Origin of the sequence: Sphingopyxis granuli, assembly GCF_001559015.1 — a bacterium.
GTDB lineage: Bacteria > Pseudomonadota > Alphaproteobacteria > Sphingomonadales > Sphingomonadaceae > Sphingopyxis > Sphingopyxis granuli.
On the sequence record NZ_CP012199.1, the window covers coordinates 4,260,389 to 4,281,819 of the forward strand.

General features: G+C 67.7%; 19 protein-coding genes. 12 read left to right on the top strand and 7 right to left on the bottom strand.

Features of this window, described 5'->3' with window-relative positions; all coding sequences use genetic code 11:
* Positions 1-380: 380 nt before the first annotated feature.
* From SGRAN_RS19570 to ribA, 4 genes are all read left to right on the top strand, one after another.
* The gene (locus tag SGRAN_RS19570; RefSeq protein ID WP_067113321.1) at positions 381-2,693 is read left to right on the top strand and encodes an FtsK/SpoIIIE family DNA translocase; all 2,313 of its coding nucleotides are present in this window, start codon (positions 381-383) and stop codon (positions 2,691-2,693) included.
* 246 nt (positions 2,694-2,939) lie between these two features.
* The gene (locus SGRAN_RS19575) at positions 2,940-3,596 is read left to right on the top strand and encodes a LolA family protein (RefSeq protein ID WP_067186326.1); all 657 of its coding nucleotides are present in this window, start codon (positions 2,940-2,942) and stop codon (positions 3,594-3,596) included.
* A gap of 403 nt (positions 3,597-3,999) precedes the next feature.
* Positions 4,000-4,785 carry an exodeoxyribonuclease III gene (locus SGRAN_RS19580; protein ID WP_067186328.1) on the top strand — a complete coding sequence of 262 codons (786 nt, stop codon included), beginning with the start codon at positions 4,000-4,002 and terminating at the stop codon, positions 4,783-4,785.
* Positions 4,782-5,846, top strand: coding sequence for a GTP cyclohydrolase II (gene ribA / locus SGRAN_RS19585; RefSeq protein WP_067186330.1), 1,065 nt, complete (start codon positions 4,782-4,784; stop codon positions 5,844-5,846). Before SGRAN_RS19580 ends, ribA begins: the two co-directional genes overlap by 4 nt.
* 82 nt (positions 5,847-5,928) lie before the next feature.
* Here ribA and SGRAN_RS19590 read toward each other — a convergent pair whose 3' ends face one another.
* The 3 genes from SGRAN_RS19590 to SGRAN_RS19600 are packed head-to-tail and all read right to left on the bottom strand — an operon-like array spanning position 5,929 to position 8,423.
* Complete coding sequence (locus SGRAN_RS19590; RefSeq protein ID WP_067111386.1) at positions 5,929-6,735, bottom strand: LytR/AlgR family response regulator transcription factor; 807 nt, start codon at positions 6,733-6,735, stop codon at positions 5,929-5,931.
* Positions 6,732-7,856 carry a sensor histidine kinase gene (locus SGRAN_RS19595; protein ID WP_067186332.1) on the bottom strand — a complete coding sequence of 375 codons (1,125 nt, stop codon included), beginning with the start codon at positions 7,854-7,856 and terminating at the stop codon, positions 6,732-6,734. The genes SGRAN_RS19590 and SGRAN_RS19595 overlap by 4 nt, the downstream gene beginning before the upstream one ends.
* A gap of 45 nt (positions 7,857-7,901) precedes the next feature.
* A complete protein-coding gene (locus SGRAN_RS19600) occupies positions 7,902-8,423 on the bottom strand; it encodes a winged helix-turn-helix transcriptional regulator (RefSeq protein ID WP_067111391.1) in 522 nt (173 codons plus the stop codon).
* A gap of 156 nt (positions 8,424-8,579) precedes the next feature.
* On the opposite strand from SGRAN_RS19600, the gene SGRAN_RS19605 reads away from it, so the two are divergent.
* The gene (locus tag SGRAN_RS19605) at positions 8,580-10,673 is read left to right on the top strand and encodes a RelA/SpoT family protein (RefSeq protein WP_067186334.1); all 2,094 of its coding nucleotides are present in this window, start codon (positions 8,580-8,582) and stop codon (positions 10,671-10,673) included.
* A gap of 273 nt (positions 10,674-10,946) precedes the next feature.
* Here the strand turns inward: SGRAN_RS19605 and SGRAN_RS19610 are convergent, their stop codons facing one another.
* The 4 genes from SGRAN_RS19610 to SGRAN_RS19625 form a co-directional block, all read right to left on the bottom strand.
* Complete coding sequence (locus SGRAN_RS19610; protein WP_082737484.1) at positions 10,947-11,402, bottom strand: Dps family protein; 456 nt, start codon at positions 11,400-11,402, stop codon at positions 10,947-10,949.
* 117 nt (positions 11,403-11,519) lie between these two features.
* Positions 11,520-12,071, bottom strand: a complete 552-nt coding sequence (locus SGRAN_RS19615; RefSeq protein WP_237233586.1) for a hypothetical protein — start codon at positions 12,069-12,071, stop codon at positions 11,520-11,522.
* A 44-nt stretch (positions 12,072-12,115) separates the two neighbouring features.
* Positions 12,116-12,445: a hypothetical protein gene (locus SGRAN_RS19620; RefSeq protein ID WP_067186337.1), complete on the bottom strand. Its 330-nt coding sequence runs from the start codon at positions 12,443-12,445 to the stop codon at positions 12,116-12,118.
* A 79-nt stretch (positions 12,446-12,524) separates the two neighbouring features.
* The gene (locus tag SGRAN_RS19625; RefSeq protein ID WP_067111400.1) at positions 12,525-13,169 is read right to left on the bottom strand and encodes a GGDEF domain-containing protein; all 645 of its coding nucleotides are present in this window, start codon (positions 13,167-13,169) and stop codon (positions 12,525-12,527) included.
* 180 nt (positions 13,170-13,349) lie between these two features.
* Here SGRAN_RS19625 and purE point away from each other — a divergent pair, with 180 nt between their 5' ends.
* The 7 genes from purE (at position 13,350) to lspA (ending at position 21,420) form a co-directional block, all read left to right on the top strand.
* Entirely contained in the window at positions 13,350-13,859 is a 510-nt protein-coding gene (gene purE, locus SGRAN_RS19630; RefSeq protein WP_067186339.1) for a 5-(carboxyamino)imidazole ribonucleotide mutase, read from the top strand.
* A gap of 6 nt (positions 13,860-13,865) precedes the next feature.
* Positions 13,866-14,963: a 5-(carboxyamino)imidazole ribonucleotide synthase gene (locus SGRAN_RS19635; RefSeq protein ID WP_067186341.1), complete on the top strand. Its 1,098-nt coding sequence runs from the start codon at positions 13,866-13,868 to the stop codon at positions 14,961-14,963.
* On the top strand, positions 14,960-15,454 hold the full coding sequence (locus SGRAN_RS19640) for a dihydrofolate reductase (RefSeq protein ID WP_067186343.1): 495 nt from the start codon (positions 14,960-14,962) through the stop codon (positions 15,452-15,454). Before SGRAN_RS19635 ends, SGRAN_RS19640 begins: the two co-directional genes overlap by 4 nt.
* Positions 15,455-15,466: 12 nt before the next feature.
* Positions 15,467-16,648, top strand: a complete 1,182-nt coding sequence (locus SGRAN_RS19645) for a dipeptidase (RefSeq protein WP_067186345.1) — start codon at positions 15,467-15,469, stop codon at positions 16,646-16,648.
* A gap of 115 nt (positions 16,649-16,763) precedes the next feature.
* Complete coding sequence (locus tag SGRAN_RS19650) at positions 16,764-17,693, top strand: bifunctional riboflavin kinase/FAD synthetase (protein WP_067186347.1); 930 nt, start codon at positions 16,764-16,766, stop codon at positions 17,691-17,693.
* Between the two features lie 287 nt (positions 17,694-17,980).
* Entirely contained in the window at positions 17,981-20,890 is a 2,910-nt protein-coding gene (gene ileS / locus SGRAN_RS19655; RefSeq protein WP_067186348.1) for an isoleucine--tRNA ligase, read from the top strand.
* Positions 20,887-21,420, top strand: coding sequence for a signal peptidase II (gene lspA, locus SGRAN_RS19660; RefSeq protein WP_067186350.1), 534 nt, complete (start codon positions 20,887-20,889; stop codon positions 21,418-21,420). Before ileS ends, lspA begins: the two co-directional genes overlap by 4 nt.
* Positions 21,421-21,431: the final 11 nt, after the last annotated feature.

Here is a 21,431-nt window from a genome sequence, read left to right on the forward strand (position 1 = left end):
GCCATGCCATCTGGACCCCGGCTTTCGCCGGGGAACGGCTCCTTACTTGCCTGAAGGACATATGTGCCAACTCGTTTCAGGGAGGTGAAGGACAAGTCCCCACCCCAAAGCAGCCGGTTCGAAGATCGCGGGATTTGTCCATCCAGAGCCCGCAGATATCCGCCGCGCGCCCGGCGACAGTCCCCGATTCCGCGCCACGCCGCACCGCGCGCCGATTTTTCGCTGTCCTGCATGATCCGCGCGGCATAGCGTTCCCGATGCGGTCCGCCATTCGCTCGATCCGTGCCGCGACCCCGCGCACCTCGCCGTGGGCTGCTTGACGGCGAGTCCGGCGCATGCGCATATCGCCGGAATTCACTCTGATGGGGACCGAAACCAGCATGGCCAGCCGCAAGCCCGTCGCCGCAAAGGCCGATTGGCGCACCCTTTTCAAGCAGAGCATCGCGCGATCGCTGGTGATCGCCGCCGCCGCGGCGCTCGCGCTGTTCACCCTGTTCCTCGCGCTCGCCCTCCTCACCTACGACAGCACCGATGCGGCGCTCAACACCGCCGCGGGTGGCCACGCCGCCAACTGGATGGGCAGCACCGGCGCCTGGTTCGCCGACCTCGGCCTGTCGGTCGGCGGCGCGCCGATCGCGCTGCTCGTCCCGCTGTTCGGGCTGATCGCGTGGCGGCTGTGGATCGGCGAGCCGCAGCCCTATTGGCCGCGCCAGCTCGCCTATGGCTTCGCGGGCGTGCTGCTCGTCGGGCTGGGGATCGAGCTGTGGGCGCCCGCTTCGGGCGCGGCGCTTCCCGCCGGCTGGGGCGGGCTGCTCGCACTGATCGTCGGCGGCGCCGTCGCGCCGCTGTTCGATCAGGCGGGCGAGCCGGCGGCGGCGCTGATCCGCTTCGGCACCATCCTGCTGCTCGTCCTGCTCGGCCTGTGGCTCGCGTGGCGTGCGCTGCGGCTCGAAAAGGGTTGGCACCAGCGCTTCCGCCTGCCCGCGCCTGAGGGCGCCCGCGTCCTCGAACCTGCGCGGCTGAAGGAGCCCGAGGCGAAGGCACCGAACCTCGTCGAGCGCGTCATCCGCCCGCGTCCGCGCGCCGAACCGAGCGACCGCGCGCCGCCCGAGATCGCCGATCCCGCGCAGCGCTCGGCGCCGTCGAAGCCCAAGCCCAAGCCGCAGACCGAGCTGTTCACCCATTACCAGCTCCCCTCGCTCGACCTGCTCGCCCCGGCGCCCGAAGGCCCGACCGGCCAGGTCGACAAGGCGGGGCTCGAACGCAATGCGCGCCTGCTCGAATCGGTGCTCGAGGATTTTCAGGTCAAGGGCGTGATCACCGCGGTCCGCCCCGGCCCCGTCGTCACCATGTACGAGCTGGAGCCGGCGCCGGGCACCAAGGCGAGCCGCGTGTCGAACCTTGCCGACGACATCGCGCGCAACATGTCGGCGCTGTCGGCGCGCATCGCGCCGATCCCCGGGCGAACCGTGATCGGCATCGAACTGCCCAACGCGCACCGCGAATCGGTCGTGCTGTCGGAGATGATCGGCAGCGCGCTGTTTCAGGAGCAGACGGGATCGCTGCCGATCATCCTCGGCAAGAACATCAGCGGCGACCCGGTGATCGCCGACCTCGCGCCGATGCCGCACCTGCTGATCGCCGGCACCACCGGCTCGGGCAAGTCGGTCGGGCTGAACGCGATGATCCTGTCGCTGCTCTATCGGCTCGGCCCCGATCAGGTGAAGCTGATCATGATCGACCCGAAGATGCTGGAACTCAGCGTCTATGACGGCATCCCGCACCTGCTCGCGCCCGTCGTCACCGAGCCCAAGAAGGCGATCCGCGCGCTCAAATGGGCGGTCGAGCAGATGGAGGACCGCTATCGGATGATGTCGTCGCTGTCGGTCCGCAACCTCGCGGGCTACAACGACAAGGTCCGCGCCGCGCTCGCCAAGGGCAAGTCGCTCGGGCGCCGCGTCCAGACCGGCTACGATCCCGACACCGGCCAGCCGGTCTATGAGGAGGAGACGCTCGACTATCAGCCGCTGCCGCAGATCGTCGTGGTGGTGGACGAACTCGCCGACCTGATGATGACCGCGGGCAAGGAGGTCGAGTTCCTGATCCAGCGCCTCGCGCAAAAGGCGCGCGCGGCGGGCATCCACCTGATCCTCGCGACGCAGCGTCCGTCGGTCGACGTCATCACCGGCGTCATCAAGGCGAACCTGCCGACGCGCATCAGCTTCAACGTCACCTCGAAGATCGACAGCCGCACCATCCTGGGCGAGGGCGGCGCCGAGCAATTGCTTGGCAAGGGCGACATGCTCTACGTCCCCGGCGGCAAGCAGATCACCCGCATCCACGGCCCCTTCGTCTCCGACGACGAGGTGCGCGCGGTCGCCGATCACTGGCGCGGCCAGGGTGCGCCCGACTATGTCGAGAGCGTCACCGAGGAGCCCGAGGACGGCGGCTTCGCGATGGAGGGCGCCCCGGCGGGCGGCGACAGCGCCGAGGACCGCATGTATGCGAAGGCGTGCCAGATCGTCGCCGAGAGCCAGAAGGCCTCGACGAGCTGGCTGCAACGGCAATTGCGCATCGGCTACAACAGCGCGGCGCGGCTGATCGAGCGGATGGAGGAGGAAGGGCTGGTGAGCCCGCCCAACCATGTCGGGCGGCGCGACGTGCTGACCGATCAATATGGCCAGCCGCGATAGCGGAACACGGAACCGAAGCGCCCGCCCGCGATTTGAACGAATACCCCCGCGTCATTGCGAGGAGCCGCAGGCGACGAAGCAATCTCCAGCGATCGGCAAGGCCGGACGACGGCAGGAGATTGCTTCGTCGCTACGCTCCTCGCAATGACGGCTGGAAGGCTGGACGCGGGGTTCAGGGCCGGTTCAAGGCCTTGCGTCCAGATAACGACCCGATTCACAGACCGATTCCACAATGACGAGAGCCCGATGACCGAACAGACCTTCCGCCGCCGCCTGACCCGCCTTGCCGCCTGGACGCTCGCGCCCGCGGCGGTCGTCGGCCTTGCCGCCGGCGCCCCGGCGATTGCGCAGGCGTCGAGCACGCTGGCGGCGGTGCAGGCGCACCTCAAGTCGACCAGCTCGATGACCGCCGATTTCGTGCAGACCGACCGCAACGGCCAGCGGCTGTCCGGCGCGCTGACCCTCAAGCGCCCCGGCAAGATCCGCTTCCAGTATCAGAAGGGCGTGCCGATGCTGATCGTCGGCGACGGCAGCGCGCTGACGATGATCGATTACGAGGTGAAGCAGGTACAGCGCTGGCCGGTGAAGAATTCGCCGCTCGGCGCGCTGCTCGACCCCGACCGCGACCTGTCGAAATATGCGAAGGTGCTGCCGACCGACAGCAGCGACGTGCTGAGCGTCGAGGTCCACGATCCGAAGCGCCCCGAATATGGCACGATCACGATGGTGTTCATCCGTGACGCGGCGGCGCCGGCGGGGCTGCGCCTGCGCGGCTGGGTCGCGCTCGATTCGCAGAACAACCGCACCCGCATCGACCTCAGCAACCAGAAGTTCAACGTCGCGGTGGCCGATTCGGCCTTCCGCTGGACCGACCCGCGCCCGAAGAAGCGCGGCGGCCGCTGACGCGCACTCTTTCCGGTCCATCCCGCCCCCATCTGCCCATCGTCGCGCGGCACCGGCCCGCTTTCCCCACGGGAAGGCGGGCCGATGTTCGACGAGCGGCGTTCTGGCGCCGACGAACGGAAGGCACAGGCTGGCAGGGCGCCGTTTCGTTCAGCTTGGCGACAGGGAAAAGCGGCTATTCCAACCCTCGAAGGCGCCAACACGGCTCCCGGTTTTGGGTTTCCCCCTGTTGCCCCATCCGGATGGCCCGGCACCTTCTTTCAAGAGCGTGACGAACGCTGACCTTGAGCCCCCGTCCCACCGCCCCTGGGACGGGGGTTTATGTTTTTCCGGGCCATGGCTCTCGCTCTTCTTCGGGCTGCCCGGCATTGCGAACCGCATCCGCCCCCGATAGAGCCGCCGCATGACAAGCATCGCCTCCTGGAACATCAACAGCGTCCGCGCCCGCATCGGCATCGTCGAGAAGCTGCTGCACGAAGAGGCGCCCGATGTCCTCTGCCTTCAGGAAACCAAGGTCGAATGCGGCCTCTTCCCCGCCGACATGTTCCACCGGCTCGGCTACACCCACATCGTCACCAACGGCCAGCGCATGCACCACGGCGTCGCGATCGTCAGCCGGCTGCCGCTGACCGACGTGCGCAAATATGACTGGCAGGCGAATGGCGAGGCACGGCACGTCGGCGTGACGCTGCCGTCGGGCGTGCGGGTCGACAATGTCTACATTCCCGCGGGCGGCGACATTCCCGACCGGACGCTCAACCCCAAGTTCGGGCAAAAGCTCGACTTCCTCGGCCGCATGACCGACTGGGCGGGCGCGCTCGACCAGCCGACCGTGCTCACCGGCGATTTCAACGTCGCGCCGCTCGAAAGCGACGTGTGGAACCACAAGGCGCTGCTCGACGTGGTCAGCCACACCCCGATCGAGGTCGAGACGCTGGCGCGGCTGCAGGCGGCGTCGGACTGGGTCGATCTCGGCCGCCGCTTCATCGCCGCCCCGACCCCGCTCTACACCTGGTGGAGCTACCGCGCGAAGGACTGGGCGGCGTCGAACCGCGGCCGCCGGCTCGACCATATGTGGGTGACGCCCGACCTCGGCGACCGCGCGCAGGCGCACCGCGTCGTCCAGCCGGCGCGAAGCTGGGAGCGGCCGTCGGACCATATTCCGCTGATCACGGAGTTCGCCTTTTGAGCGACGCCGCCGCCGCGGGCGCGCGCCGCGCCGCGCGCGCGATCGACGCGCTGCGCCGCGGCTGGCCGCTGCGCGTCGGCGCCGCCGACGGGGCGCTCGACCTGCTCGCGGTCGAAAGCGCTTCCGATGCGGCGCTCGCCGAATTCGGCGGTGCCGACATGCTGCTGTCGGGCGAGCGCGCGGTGACGCTCAAGCTCACCAACCAGCGCGCGGCCGCGACGCCGGGGCCGGTGCGGCTCGCCGGCGCGGGCAACAGCGTCGCCGCCGCGCTCGCCGTCGCCGATCCCGCGCTCGACCTCGCGCACCCGCTCAAGGGGCCGTTCCGCACCGTCGCCACCGGCGGCGAAGCGGCCGCCGCCGCGGCGATGACGATGGCGCGCCACGCCGGCCTGCTTCCCGCCTTCTTCGTGCGTCCGGCCGCCGGCGGCGTCGAGGCCGAATGCACCGACGGCGACGTCGCCGCGCTGCTCGACCCCGCGCGTCTCGCGATCGCCGCGCGCGCGCGCCTGCCCGTCGCGGCGAGCGAGACCGCCGAGATCGTTGCCTTCCGCAGCCCCGAGGAGGCGTCGGACCATGTCGCGCTCGTCATCGGCCGGCGCGACGCCAACCCGCCGGTCGTCCGCCTGCACAGCGAATGCCTGACCGGCGACGTGCTCGGCAGCCTCAAATGCGATTGCGGGCCGCAGCTTCACGCCGCGCTCCACGCGATGGCCGACGCGCCGTGGGGGGTGCTGCTCTACCTCAGGCAGGAAGGGCGCGGCATCGGCCTCGTCAACAAGCTGCGCGCCTATGCGTTGCAGGATCAGGGCTACGACACGGTCGACGCCAACCTGCGGCTCGGCTTCCCGGTCGAGGCGCGCGACTTCGCGATCGCCGGGCGGATGCTCGACCTGTTGGGAATCGCGCGCATCCGACTGATGACCAACAATCCCGAAAAGGTCGCGCGGCTGGAAAAGGAAGGCGTCGAGGTGGTCGAACGCATCCCGCTTGCGCTCCCGACCAATCCGCACAACGAACATTATCTCGCGACCAAGCGCGACCGGACGGGGCATCAACTATAAGCGTCATCCCGGCGAATGCCGGGATCGCTGACGGTGGATCACGACGACAGCGGCCCCAGCTTTCACCGGGGCGACGCCGTCCTCAATGCACGAACCGCGCCACGACGTCGCGATAGCTGCGGCTGACCTTCACCTGCGCGCCCGACCCCAGGATCAGGAAGCATTCGCCGTTGGTATGCGGCCTGACCTGCTTGACCTGGCTGAGGTTGACGATCGTCGAGCGATGCACGCGCTGGAAATTCCGCGGGTCGAGCCGCTTTTCCAGATCCTTCATCGTCTCGCGCAGGATCAGGCTGTTGTCGGCGGTATAGATGCACATGTAATCGCCCGCGGCATCGATCCGCTCGATGCTGTCGACGTCGACGCGGAAAATCTGGCCGCGATCCTTGATGTTGATCATCTTTTCATAGCGGTCGGCGGCGGGCGCTTCGGCCGCCGTCTCGCCCTCGAATTCCTCCACCGCTTCGGGCGCGACCTCGGCGAGCACGGTCTTCAGCCGTTCGACCTCGGCGGCGCCGCGCTTTTCGGTCAGCCGCTGGCGGACGCGGTCGAGCGCGTCGGCGAGCCGTTCGGGTTCGACCGGCTTGACCAGATAGTCGACCGCCTGCGCCTCGAAGGCGCGGATCGCATGGTCCGAATAGGCGGTGACGAACACCACCAGCGGCGGTTCGACCTCCATCAGCCCCTGGATCACCGAAAAGCCGTCGAACCCCGGCATCTGGATGTCGAGGAAGACGAGGTCGGGCTTGTGGGTCTTGATCTTTCGGATGGCCTCGCGGCCGTTCAGGGCGGTGTCGACAACCTCGACATCCGGGTGCGCTTCGAGCCTGAGTTGCAGGCCCTGGGTCGCCAGTTTTTCATCATCCACCAGGATGGTTCTGATCGTCATGTCGCTTCGGTTCCAATCCTTGCCTGTCCGTCGGGCTGAAACGGAAACTCGATCGTCACCGTGAAACCGCCGTCATCGCCCGACTGCGCATCGAACCTGTGCTGGTCGCCGAACGCCTGGGCCAGCCGGTCCCTGATGTTCGCTAAACCCACGCCCGTCGATTCCGTTGCAATGCCCGTCGTGGGGTTCGCGCCGTCGGCTGACAATCCCGCGCCGGTGTCGGACACGGTAATCCGAACCTTTTGACCGGCAAGCTGTGCGGAAATGGTGATATCGGCGCCCTCTTCCTGCGGCGTCACCGCATATTTGATCGCATTCTCGATCAGCGGCTGGAGCAGCAGCGAGGGCAATCGCGCCCGCGCGACGCCGGGATCGATGTGGAAATGCGGGCGCAGCCGGTCCTCGAAGCGCATCTTCTCGATATCGAGATAGAGCTTCAGCGTCTCGATCTCCTGCGCCAGCGTCACCTGCGCCGTCGGTTCGTTGGCGAGCGTGTAGCGCAGGAAGGCCGACAGGCGCGACAGCATCGCATTCGCCGGTTCGGACTGCTTGAGCAGCACCAGCGTCGAAATGCTGTTCAACGTGTTGAACAGGAAATGCGGATTGAGCTGATAGCGCAGCATCGCGAGCTGCGCCGACGCCGCCTGCGCCTCCAGCCGCAGCACGCGGTCGCTCTGCTCCTCGAGCTGGAGGAAATAGTTGATCGCGAAATAAAGCGCCGACCAGGCGGCCAGCGTCGTCGCGTCGATATAGATGGCGACCAGCAGCAGGCCGGTGAAGCTCGTGTCGCTGTCGGGTTTCAGTATCTGGAGGAACCAGGCGTCGATGAAGGCCCAGATCGCGGTCGCGATCGCCAGCACCCCGAAGCACGCCCCCCACACCAGGATGGTGCGGCGATTGATCAGCGCGCGATAGCAGACCGACAGCAGCAGCGTCAGCGAAAAGCCCGTGACCGCCGAAACGACGACGAGGACGAGGAAATCGAAGGTCTGCCCGCCCGCGAACCCCGACATCGCGCGCAGCCCGAACCAGGCGAGCCAGCCCAGGATCTGGAGGTTCCAGAAGGCGCGAATCTTGTTGCCGAAAAAGGGCCCCGGCGAGGTCAGTCCGAACAGCGGCATGAGAGAGGCGGCGTCCGGACGATCAGCGGGCGGCGCGTGCGCGGCTCATTCGGCCGCGACCGGATCGACGCGCGCGTCGGCCCGCACCCGCGCCTGGCCGAGCGGCTGCAGTTCGGACCGATGCTTCCACAGCAGCTCCTTGTACCCCAGCGGCCTGCCGTCGTGCGCGGTGATCGTCACCGGGCCGATCGGCTGTTCGTCGCGCACGTCGACGAGCACCGGGGTCGAAGGCACGCCGGCGCCCCATTTCTCGCCCCATTGCCGCAGCGCGATCATCGCGGGCAGCAGTTCCAGCCCCTTTTCGGTAAGCTCGTAGCGGACCTTGCGGCGATCCTCGGCCATCACCTCGCGCGCCATGATGCCATGGTCGACCAGCCGCGACAGCCGGTTCGACAATATGTTGCGCGCGATGTTCAGCTCGTGCTGGAATTCCTCGAAATGATGCACGCCGTTGAAGGCGGCGCGCAGGATCATGAACGACCATCTCTCGCCCATCGCCTCGAGCGCCAGCGGCAACGCGCACTGCCCCCCGACCAGATCGTTCAACGGTTCGCGCAGCTTTTCCATGGACCCAGCACTTTTTCCCATGACTCGGCACTAACGCATTATCCGTGCCAACGCCAAAAGTTTATGGCGCGCGCCGCCGCCCGGCCGATACCCCGTTCGAACGCCGCGACGCATTTTCGCATTGCAATTGACGGCGCTTGCACGACATTGACGGCAATGCTCAGGCAATATGAACTTGTCGAACGCGTGCGCGCCTACGATCCCGACGTCGACGAGGCGCTGCTCAACCGCGCCTATGTCTTCACCGTCCAGAAGCACGGCAGCCAGAAGCGCGCGTCGGGCGATCCCTATTTCAGCCATCCGGTCGAGGTCGCGGGCATATTGACCGACCTGCATCTCGACAGCGAGACGATCGTCACCGCGCTGCTCCACGACACGCTCGAGGATACGCTGACCACCCCCGAAGAGATCGAGCGGCTGTTCGGTCCCGACGTGACGCGCCTGGTCGACGGCGTCACCAAGCTCAGCAAGATCGAGGCGCAGACCGAGAATGAGCGCGCGGCCGAGAATCTGCGCAAGTTCCTGCTCGCCATGTCGGATGATATCCGCGTGCTGCTGGTCAAGCTGGCCGACCGGCTGCACAATATGCGCACGCTGCATTTCATCCAGAAACCCGAGAAGCGCCGCCGCATCGCCCGGGAGACGATGGACATCTATGCCCCGCTCGCCGAGCGGATCGGCATGTACGAATATATGCGCGAGATGCAGCTTCTCGCTTTCCGCGAGCTGGAGCCGGAGGCCTATGCGACGATCACCGGCCGCCTCGCCAAGCTGACCGCCGGCGGCAAGGACAAGGTCGCCGCGATCAGCCGCGAATTCAAGGAGCTGCTCGCGAAGAACGGCATAGAGGCCGACGTGTCGGGGCGCGAGAAGCATCCCTATTCGATCTGGCGCAAGATGCAGGAACGCCACGTCAGCTTCGAACAGGTGACCGATATCATCGCCTTTCGCGTCATCACCCCGACCGACGCCGACTGCTATGCCGCGCTCGGCCTCTTCCACCGCAAGTGGAAAATGGTCCCCGGCCGCTTCAAAGACTATATCTCGACGCCGAAGCGCAACGGCTACAAGTCGCTGCACACGACGATCATGCACCAGCAGAACATGCGGATCGAAATCCAGATCCGCAGCCGCGAAATGCACCAGCAGTCCGAATATGGCCTTGCGGCGCACTGGGCCTACAAGCAGGGCGGCAGCGGCCCCGACGGGCAGGCGGGCTGGATTCGCGACCTGCTCGAAATCCTCGAACAGACGCACGATCCGGACGAGTTCCTCGAAAACACCCGCATCGCCATGTATCAGGACCGCATCTTCGCCTTCACGCCGAAGGGCAGCCTGTTCCAGCTTCCCAAGGGCGCGACGCCGGTCGATTTCGCCTATGCGGTCCACACCGGGCTCGGCGACCGGACGGTGGGGGCCAAGGTCAACGGCCGCCTCGTCCCGCTGCGCACCCAGCTCGTCAACGGCGACACGGTCGAAATCCTGACGTCGGACAAGCAGACGCCGCAGCCCGCGTGGCTGGGCTTCGCCGTCACCGGCAAGGCGCGTGCGGCGATCCGCCGCCATGTGCGGTCGAAGGAGCGCGTCGAGCTCGCGGCGCTGGGGCGCAAGATCTACGAGGAGATCGTCCAGCGCCTGCCCGGCCGCATCGGCGACAAGGCGCGCGCCGCCGCGGTCGAGCGGCTGAAGCTCGACGACGACACCGCGCTCTATGTCGCGATCGGCAAGCGCCAGCTATCGGACAATGCCGTCATGGAGGCGCTGGTACCCGGCATCACCGCCGAGATGAAGACCAAGCCCGGCAAGCTGCGGCAGGGCGCCGCCGTGTCGATCGCGGGGCTGACGCCGGGGGTCGCCTACAAGCTCGCCGCCTGCTGCCATCCGGTTCCCGGCGACCGCATCGTCGGCCTTGCGCGGCCCGGCGAGGGGATCGAGGTGCATGTCATCGACTGCCCCAGCCTCGCCGACGGGATCGACGCCGACTGGATCGACCTGCGCTGGCAGGAGAATAGCGAGGGCGGCAACGCGCGGCTGTGCGTCGTCATCATGAACGAGCCGGGGACGCTCGCCGAAATGTCGGGCATCCTCGCCGCCAATTCGGCGAACATCACCAATCTGCGGCTGTCGAACCGCGAGGGCGGCTTTCACACCTATGACGTCGTCGTCGAGGTGCGCGACGTCCATCATGTGATGCGCATCCTGTCGGCGCTGCGCGCCTCGGACACGGTGGTGCAGGCGGAGCGGCTTTAGCAGCGCGATCATATTGGATGAACCACGCCGTGTCCCCGCGCAGGCGGGGACCCAGAGCGACATGGCGCCGACCTTGGCTCTTCGAAGCTCCGGGCTCCCGCCTTCGGGGGAGCACGTGGCCTTGCAAGCCAAGACGATCAGACTCTAACGGGGCCGCCCTCAGCCCGAATCGTCATTGCGGGCGAAGCGAAGCAATCTCCAGCCATCGTCCGGCCCCGCCGGAACCGGAGATTGCCGCGCTCGCACCACGAAGAAGAGGGGCGCCCCCGGGGCTCAATAGCCCTCGGTCGCCTTGAGGAACCAGATGCGCTGCTGCGTCTCGTCGGCCCAGCCGTCGACAAGCCCGCTGGTCGCGATGTCGCCATCGGCCTCCGCCGCGTCCTTGGCTTCGTGGAGCCGTTCGAGCAGCGTCTCATTGTCCTTGGCGAGGGTGCGGACCATCGTGTCGGCGTCGACCCCGGCCTTGTCGTCGTCCTTGATCGACTGGTGCCGCCCGATATCGCCGATCGAACGGAGCGTCGTGGCGCCATTCTTGCGTACCCGCTCCGCGATCAGGTCGGTGGTCGCCAGGATCTGGGCCGCCTGTTCGTCGAACAGCAGGTGCAGGCTGCGGAAATGCGGGCCCTGGACGTGCCAGTGATAATTCTTGGTCTTGAGATAGAGGGCAAAGCTGTCGGCGAGCAGCGCATTGAGCGCGTCGGCGATCGCGGGCTGGTTCTTCTGGGGCATATATCGTCCTTTCGTTTGCTTTTCCTTCATATAGCCGAAGCCGGTCAAAAGTTCCCATGGAACCTCTCGGCCGCTGTCATCGAAAAATTCGATGACCGACGGAAAAACGGGCGAAACCTACAAGCCGAAGGCGGTCATCGCCGCGCGCACGCCCCACAGCAGCAGGATCGCGGCGGCGCCCCAGCGGATGACCGATGCGGCGCGATGCGCGGTGAGCCCGGGACCGAAAGCCAGCACGGGCAACAGCGCCAGCACCCAGCCGATGAAGCCGCCCGCAGCGGCCCAGACGCCCGCGCCGCTCGTCGCCGCGAGCGCGCCGATCAGGACGTGGCTGCGATCGCCGAACTGGACCAGCAACAGCTGCGCCGCCAGCAGCGGCGCCGGCAGTTCCGCCTCGCGCTCCGCCGGAGATGCCGCCGCGCCGCGCCAGACGAGCGCGCCCGCTGCGGTCAGCAGGGCAAGGGCCAGCAGCAGCGCGACGACGCCCTGTCCGATCATGCGGTTGGCGATGCTCCCCGCGACCGCGGCGATCAGCGCGTTGGCGCCGAAGGCTCCGAAAGCGATGGCGACGGTGCGGCGCCGGTCGGCGCGCAGGGCCAGCAGGTCCGACAGGAAACGCCCCGCGCGCCCGTCGGCATTGGCGAGCGCCACCGCGACGAGGGCGAGCATGATGGCATCCATGACAGGCGATGTGCGGCGTCAGCGGCGCGGCGTCAATGCCCGAGCCGGGTCGCCACCGAGGCGAGCCACGCCTCCTGCGCCGCGGCGGGAAGCGGTCCCGGCGGCGCGCCGGCGGCGTCGCTCATCGCGTCGAGATAGGTGCGGATCGCGGCCTGGAAGCCGCCCGCCGCCACCGCCGATTCGAGCCGGCTCGCCAGCGTTTCGACCATCGCGAAACCATGGTCGCGCGCAAGGCGCCGGATATCGTCGACGCCTTCGACGAACTGCGACAGCGCGCAATGCGGCAGCGCGTCGGCGAGCGCGCCGATCTGGCCGGTGATCCGGCGCTGGATGTGATGAACCGGGTCGCTATGGCCGTGCATGACGCATCCCCTCCCCCTCGGGCGGATCATGCGCGCTTTTGGTTAACAGGTGATTGAGGCGGCAGCCCCGCAAGACGGGTCAGCGGTGTCCCATGGCGCTGCCGAGCGCCAGCTTGCAGCTGTACATGTCGCGGTCGGCGGCGGCCAGTATGTCCGATTCGGTCATCCCGGTCCGCAGCATCGCGACCCCGAAACAGGCCGACAGGGTGATCGCATGCCCATCGTAGACGGCGGGCGTCGCCGCCAGCACATGCTGCAGCCGTTCGACCTGCGCGCGCGCGCCGGCCTCGCTCGACTGGTCGAGGATCAGCCCGAACTCGTCGCCGCCGATCCGCGCCGCGACGTCGGTCGATCGGATCGATTCCTGCATCCGCTTCGCCACCTCGAGCAGCGCGAAATCGCCCGCGGCGTGGCCGAGGCTGTCGTTGATCCGCTTGAGCTGGTTGAGGTCGGCGAAGACGATCGCCGCGCTCTCCGCATGGCGCTCGAAGCGGGCGATGCGCTGGTGGATCGCGGTCAGGAAATAGCGGCGGTTGAACAGCGGGGTCAGCGTGTCGCGTTCCGACACGCGTTCGAGTTCGGCGACGGCGATCTTCAAGATGCGGTTCTCGCGGCGCAGCGCGTCGCGTTCGCGACGCATGTCGCGGAGCTGATCTTCGATGGAGTCGACGGATATGACGCCGGTCCGGTCGACCGCGATCCGTGCCCCCCCCATGCTGTCCATCCATCGTCCCCGAAGCGAACCCCCGCCCCCGGCCGGGTGCCGGCGGGCTGCGTGGAACGACGATAGCCGCCAATTGATACCAATCGGTAAACGGGATCCCAAGCCGGCGTTGCTCCCGCCTTCCCGACCCGCTAGGGGGACCGGACGGCGGTGAATCGCCGCGGCAGGGAGATTGGGGTGATGGGCGAAGCGGCGCCGGACACCGGCATCAGCGTCGGCGTGATCATGGGCAGCCAGTCGGACTGGCCGACCATGGCGCATGCCGTGCAGGTTCTCGATGAACTGGGGATTGCGCACGAGGTGCGGATCGTCTCCGCGCACCGCACCCCCGACCGGCTCGTCGCCTATGCTCGCGAAGCGGCGGACCGCGGGTTGAAGGCAATCATCGCCGGCGCGGGCGGCGCCGCGCACCTGCCCGGCATGATCGCATCGATGACGCGCGTCCCGGTGCTCGGCGTCCCCGTCCAGTCGGCGGCGCTGAACGGCATGGACAGCCTGCTGTCGATCGTCCAGATGCCCGGCGGGGTGCCGGTGGCGACCTTCGCGATCGGCAAGGCGGGCGCGACCAACGCCGGCCTGTTCGCCGCAGCGCTGCTCGCGAACGCCGACGCCGGCCTTGCGCAAAAGCTCGACGCCTGGCGCGCCGCACAGACCGGGGGCGTCGCCCCGGTTCCGGTGCGCGAGGGCTGATCGCGGATGCTGCCGCCCGGATCGACCATCGGCATATTGGGCGGCGGCCAGCTCGGCCGCATGCTCGCCGCCGCCGCCGCCCAGCTCGGCTATCGCACCCATGTCTATGCCCCCGACCGCGAAAGCGTCGCGGCGGAGGTCGCGGCGATGCATACGCGCGCGGCGTGGGACGACGAGCAACGGCTGGCCGCCTTCGCCGCCGCCTGCGACGTCGTGACCTTCGAGTTCGAGAATGTTCCCGTCGACACGGTGCGCTTCCTGTCGGGGCATGTCGCGGTGCGCCCCGGCGCGAAAAGCCTGGAGGTCGCGCAGGACCGGCTCGCCGAAAAGGCGTTCGTCGCCGGTCTCGGCGGCCGCACCGCGCCCTTCGCCGCGGTGCCCGACCGCGCCGCGCTCGACGCCGCGCTCGCGGCGATCGGCACGCCCGCGATCCTCAAGACGGTGCGCATGGGCTATGACGGCAAGGGGCAGGCGCGGATCGCCTCGCCCGACCCGGCCGATGCCGACGCGGCGTGGCAGGCGATCGGCGCGCGCGCCGCGATCCTCGAAGGCTTCGTCGCCTTCGCGCACGAATTCTCGGCGATCCTGGTGCGCGGCCTCGACGGCGAGACGCGCGTCTGGGACAGCCCGCTCAACGTGCACGAAGCCGGCATCCTGCGCGCCTCGACGCTGCCGCCGCCGCCGATCGTCCTCGACCAGCAGGCGGAGGCGCGCGCGTTGCTGGCGCAGGTCGCCGACGCGCTCGATTATGTCGGAGTGCTCGCCGGCGAATTCTTCGCGACCGACGCCGGGCCGCTGTTCAACGAGATGGCGCCGCGCGTCCACAACAGCGGCCACTGGACGATCGAGGGCGCGGTGGCGAGCCAGTTCGAAAATCATGTCCGCGCCGTCGCCGGCCTGCCGCTCGGCAGCACCGCCGTGCCGCGGCTGCCGGTGACGATGCACAACCTGATCGGCGCCGACATCGACCGCGTCCCCGACCTGCTCGCCGACGGCGCCGCACACGTCCACCATTATGGCAAGACCGAGGTGCGTCCGGGGCGCAAGCTCGGCCATGTCACGTGGGTCGGTCCGGGGGTCGGTCCGGAGGCCGTGCCCCGATGAAGCGTCCCGACATCACGCTGATCCTCGCCCGCGCCGCCAACGGCGTCATCGGCGCGGACGGAAAGATGCCGTGGCACCTGCCCGCCGACCTGCGCCGCTTCAAGCAGCTCACCATGGGCCGCCCGATGATCATGGGGCGCAAGACCTTCGACAGCCTGCCCGCGGTGCTCGACGGACGGCGCCACATCGTCCTCACCCGCGATCCCGACTGGCACGAGGAGGGCGCCGAGCCCGCCGGATCGGTCGAAGAGGCGCTGCGCCTCGCCAACGCGCCGCAGGCGATGGTGATCGGCGGCGCCGACATCTATCGCCTGTTCCTGCCGCTCGCGACGCGCATCGAGTTGACCGAGGTGGCGCTCGAACCTGCGGGCGACGCGACCATCGCCTATCCCGACGCCCGCGAATGGCAGGAAATCGCGCGCGAGGATCACCCGGGCGAAGCCGGACGGCCGGCCTACAGCTTCGTCACCTTCACCCGCAGGACCGGATAGGGGAGAAGAAGAATGCGCCGCTGGCTGATCGGACTTCTCGCGCTGCTGCTAGTCGCGGCGGCGGCCTTCTTCCTCTTCGCGCCGGGCATGATCGAGCGCGGCACGAACAAGATCGACGGCAAGCCGCTGCTTCAGGTCGGCGAGCATGCGAAGGCGCTGCACAAGACGCTGACGATCGTCGACCTGCACAGCGACAGCCTGCTGTGGAGCCGCGATTTCCTGAAGCCGGCGGATCGCGGCCACATGGACCTGCCGCGCCTCGCAGAGGGGAATGTCGCGCTCCAGATCCTGTCGAGTACGACCAAGGCGCCCAAGGGGCAGAATTACGACGCCAACGGCGACGACACCGACATCGTCACCAGTCTCGTCATCGCGCAGCTTCAACCGGTGCGGACGTGGAACTCGCTGCTCGAACGCTCGCTGTGGCATGCCGAGAAACTGCACCGTGCCGTCGCCGCGTCGCAGGGCCGGCTGATGGCGGTCGCGACGCAGCCGCAGCTCGACGCGCTGCTCGCGGCGCGGCGCACCAAGGCGCCGCCGCCGGTCGGCGCGATGCTCAGCGTCGAGGGGCTCCACGATCTCGAAGGCGATATCGACAATCTGGACAAGCTCTACACCGCCGGAATCCGCATGGCGGGGATCACCCATTTCTTCGACAATATCTTCGCCGGGTCGATGCACGGCCTGAAAAAGGGCGGGCTGACCCCGCTCGGCCGACAGGTCGTGCAGCGGATGGAAGCGAAGGGGATGATCGTCGACATCGCGCATTGCAGCCACGCCTGCGTCGCCGACATATTGACGATGGCGCGCCGCCCCGTCGTCTCCAGCCACGGCGGGGTGCAGGCGACGTGCGGGGTCAACCGCAACCTTTCCGACGACGAGATTCGCGGGGTCGCCGCGACCGGCGGCGTGATCGGTATCGGCTATTGGGACGCCGCGGTCTGCGACACCTCGCCCACGAGCATCGCGAAGGCGATGAAGCATGTCCGCGACCTCGTCGGCATCGACCATGTCGCGCTCGGCAGCGACTATGACGGCGCGACGACGGTGCGCTTCGACACGTCGAAGCTGGTGCAGGTGACGCAGGCGCTGATCGACGCGGGCTTCACCGACGACGAAATCCGCGCCGCGATGGGCGGCAACGCGATCCGCGTCATCCGCGCGGGGCTCGCGCCGATGGCCGCCGCGAAATGACCCCGCCTTCTCAGTCCATTCGTGCTGAGCTTGTCGAAGCACTGCTCTTTCCTTCACCGTGGCAAGAAAGAGCGGCCCTTCGACACGCTCAGGGCAAACGGAGAGAGGAAAGCGCGTGATCCGCCTCGACGGCCACGACCGCATCGCCGCCGCCCTGCGCGGCGGCGTCATCGCGCTCGGCAATTTCGACGGCTTCCACGCCGGGCACCAGGCGGTGGTCGGCCGCGCCGTCCATCATGCGAAGGACGACGGCCGTCCCGCGATCGTCGCGACCTTCGATCCGCACCCGGTGCGCTTCTTCAAGCCCGACGCGCCGCCCTTCCGCCTGACCACGCTCGACCAGCGGCAGGAGCTGTTCGCCGCCGCGGGTGCCGACGCGATGCTCGTCCTCCCCTTCGACGCCGGGCTGGCGAACACCAGCGCACAGGATTTCATCACCGAACTGCTGCTCGATCGCTACGGCGCCGCCGGGGTGGTGACCGGGGCCGATTTCGTCTTCGGCAAGGGGCGCGGCGGCAATGTCGTGACGCTCGCCGACCACGCCCGCCGCCTCGGCTTCTTCACCGAGATGGTAGCGCCGGTCGACGACGCCGCCGAAGCCGTCTCGTCGAGCCGCATCCGCGATGCGCTGCGCGCCGGCGACTGCGCCACCGCCGCGCGGCTGCTCACCCGCCCCTTCACCGTGCGCGGCATCGTCCAGCACGGCGACAAGAACGGCCGCCTGCTGGGTTTCCCGACCGCGAACATCGACATGGGCAGCTATTTGCGCCCGCGCTACGGCATCTATGCCGTCACCGGCACGCTGTCCGATGGCCGCGTGCTGAAAGGCGCCGCCAACCTCGGCATCCGCCCCAGCTTCGACCCGCCCAGGGAACTGCTCGAACCGCATTTCTTCGATTTCTCGGGCGACCTCTACGGCCAGCCGATCGACGTCGCCTTCCACGCCTTCCTCCGCCCGGAGGCGAAATTCGACACGATGGACGCGTTGATGGCCCAGATCGCGGCGGACTGCGATCAGGCGAAAATCTTGCTGACGGGCGTATAAAAGGATTCGCGCAGAGGCGCAGAGAGCGCAGAGAGAGTTTGGTTCACGCGGAGACGCGGAGGCGCGGAGAGAAAGAGCCCGGCCGACAGGCCCCTCATCTTACCGCTTCCGCATCATGGCGCGGGGGAAGAAGGAGAAAGCCGCTTCGCGGCGATCATGACCTCTCCGCGTCTCCGCGTGAATCTTCTTCCTTCTCTGCGCTCTCTGCGCCTCTGCGCGAATCTTTTCCAAAAGCAGCCGCTCGCCCTTCTTTGCGCGCCCGCAAAACTGCGCTAAGCGCCCGGGCCATGACCGACGCTCCTGACTATCGCGACACCGTCTTCCTGCCCAAGACCGACTTCCCGATGAAGGCCGGCCTGCCACAGAAGGAGCCGGCAATTCTCGCCAAATGGCTCGAAGGCAATCTCGAGGGGCAGATTCGCGAAAGCCGCAAGGGCCGCGACCAGTTCATCCTCCACGACGGCCCGCCCTATGCCAATGGCGACATGCACATCGGTCATGCGCTCAACCATATCCTCAAGGACATGGTCGTCCGCACCCAGACGCTGAAGGGCAAGGATGCGCCCTACGTTCCCGGCTGGGACTGCCACGGCCTGCCGATCGAGTGGAAGGTCGAGGAACAGTATCGCAAGAAGAAGCTCAACAAGGACGAGGTTCCGGTCGAGGAATTCCGCGCCGAATGCCGCGCCTATGCGCAGCATTGGGTCGACACCCAGCGCGAGCAGCTCAAGCGCCTCGGCATCGGCGGCGACTGGGATCACCCCTATCTGACGATGGATTACGAGGCCGAGGCGACCATCGTCCGCGAGCTGCTCAAATTCGCCGCCAACGACATGCTCTATCGCGGTGCGAAGCCGGTGATGTGGTCCCCGGTCGAAAAGACCGCTCTCGCCGAGGCCGAGATCGAATATGAGGATATCGTCTCGACCCAGATCGACGTGGCGTTCGAAGTAACCAAAGGCAATGGGAAGATCTTTCCCGGTCAGAAGCTGCTGATCTGGACGACCACCCCGTGGACGATCCCGGTCAACCAGGCCGTCGCCTACAATCCCGAGCTGCAATATATCCTCATCGATTATGGATGGACCGACGACGCCGGCCATATCCAGCGGGTCGAATATCTCGTGGCGCGCGATCTTGCGGCGTCGGTCATGCAGCGCCTCGGCGATCTTGACGGAACCGGCGGCAAGTGGAACGTCGGCGCGGGCCTCTACAGCGGTGCCGATTTCGAAGGCATCGAGCTGCGCCATCCGATGCACCATCTCGGCGGCTTTTTCGCGCGGCCCCGTCCCCTGCTCACGGGCGATTTCGTCACCGCCGACAGCGGCACCGGCTTCGTTCACATGGCGCCAGACCATGGCGAGGACGATTTCGACCTGTGCAAGGCGAACGGCATCGAACCGCAATTCGCGGTCGAGGGCGACGGCAAGTATCGCGCCGACTGGGCATGGCTCGGCGGCCAGGGCAGCGTCATCAATCCGAAGTTCAACGCCCCCGACGGCCCGATCTGCTCCGACCTGCGCGAGGCGGGCGCGCTGCTCGCCGCGAGCGCCGACTACCGGCACAGCTATCCGCACAGCTGGCGCTCGAAGGCGAAGGTCATCTATCGCTGCACCCCGCAATGGTTCGTGCCGATGGACAAGGTGATGGCCCACATCTCGCCCAAGTCCCCCGGCGAAAAGCGCTGGGAAAATGAGGGCGGCGCGATCAACCCGGCCGAGGAAGGGCGGTGCGCCGCGCCGACGCTGCGGCAGGCGGCGATGCAGGCGATCGAGGATACGCGCTTCGTCCCCGCCAAGGGCCGCAACCGCATCGGCAGCATGGTCGAAACCCGCCCCGACTGGGTGCTGTCGCGCCAGCGCGCATGGGGCGTGCCGATCACGCTGTTCGTCGACCGCAAGACCGGCCAGTATCTGAACGATCCGCTGGTGAACGACCGCATCGTCGCGGCGATCCGCGAATTGGGCGTCGATGCGTGGAGCGATGCGCGCGCGCAGGAGTATCTCGGCCCCGATCGCGATGCCGCCGATTACGAACGCATCACCGATATCCTCGACGTCTGGTTCGATTCGGGATCGACCCACGCCTTCGTGCTCGAAAGCGGCCGCTGGCCCGCGCTCGTCCGCCACGACGGTTCGCCCTTCCCCGCCGACCTCTATCTGGAGGGGTCGGACCAGCATCGCGGCTGGTTCCAGTCGTCGCTGCTCGAAAGCTGCGGCACGCGCGGCCACGCCCCCTATCGTGCGGTGCTGACGCACGGCTTCACCATGGATGCCAAGGGCATGAAGATGTCCAAGTCGCTCGGCAACACGATCAGCCCGATCGACCTGATGCGCGACTATGGCGCCGACATTCTGCGCCTGTGGGCGCTGTCGGTCGATTTCACCGAGGATCACCGCATCGGCAAGGAGATCCTCACCGGGGTCGCCGACCAGTATCGCAAGCTGCGCAATACGTTCCGCTACCTGCTCGGCGCGCTCGACGGGTTCAGCGAGGCGGAGCGCGTCACCGACGTCGCGGCGATGCCCGAGCTCGAACGCTACATGCTGTCGCTGCTCGCCGAACTCGATGCGAAGCTGGCGCAGGCGGTCGATGATTTCGACTTCAACAGCTACACGCGCAGCCTCGCCGATTTCTGCAACGAGGATCTGTCGGCCTTCTATTTCGACATCCGCAAGGACGTCCTCTACTGCGACCTCGGCCCCGCCGCGCCGCTCGGCACCGACACCCGCCGCGCCTATCGCAGCGTGCTCGACACGCTGTTCCACGCGCTCGTCCGCTACGCCGCGCCGGTGCTGGTGTTCACCAGCGAAGAGGTGTGGGGCACGCGCTATCCCGACGCGGGCAGCGTGCATCTGCTCGAATGGCCCGCGCTTCCCGTCCTGCCGCAGAGCGACGCGATGCGCGCGAAATGGGCGGCGATCCGCGAGACCCGGGCGCTCGTCACCGAACGGATCGAGCCGCTACGCCGCGACAAGGTCGTCCGGTCCAGCCTCGAAGCCGAGCTGTGGCTGCCCGACGATCCGGGCGACGTCGATTATGAGGAAATCTTCATCACCTCGACCGTCCACCGGGGCGAATGGGATGTGAAGCGCACCGAAAACCACAAATGCGGCCGCTGCTGGCGCCACCTGCCGGAGGTCGCACAGGACGGCGGCTTGTGCAATCGCTGCGAGACGGTATTGGACGGGGGATGACCGGCAAACGCTCCCCCTATCTGCGCTTCGGCCTGCTCGTCGCCGCGACGGCCTTTCTGCTCGACCAGGTCAGCAAGTGGGTCGTCATCGGCCCGCTGTCGCTCGAGGCGAAGCGCGTCATCGGCGTGCTGCCGATCTTCAACCTGACCTGGGCGGAGAATTGCGGCATCTCGCTGTCGATGTTCTCCGACTGCAACGACACGACGCGCTGGACATTGGTCGCCGTCACCGCGTTCGTCGCCGCCGCGGTCGCCTTCTGGATGACGCGCGAGCAGGCGAAGGGCGACGTCGTCGCGCTCGCGCTGATCCTCGGCGGCGCGCTCGGCAACATCGTCGACCGGGTCCGCCACGGCTTCGTCGTCGATTTCGCCGACCTGCATTTCGGGGATTTCCGGCCGTTCCTGATCTTCAACGTCGCCGATGCCTGCATCACCATCGGCGTGCTTTTGCTGGTTGCGCGCGCGCTGCTCTTGCGCGAAAAGGCGCCTTCGGCCGCCGACCGTTCGGCGAACGGCACGGCCGCGGATTAAACGGGGCGCAT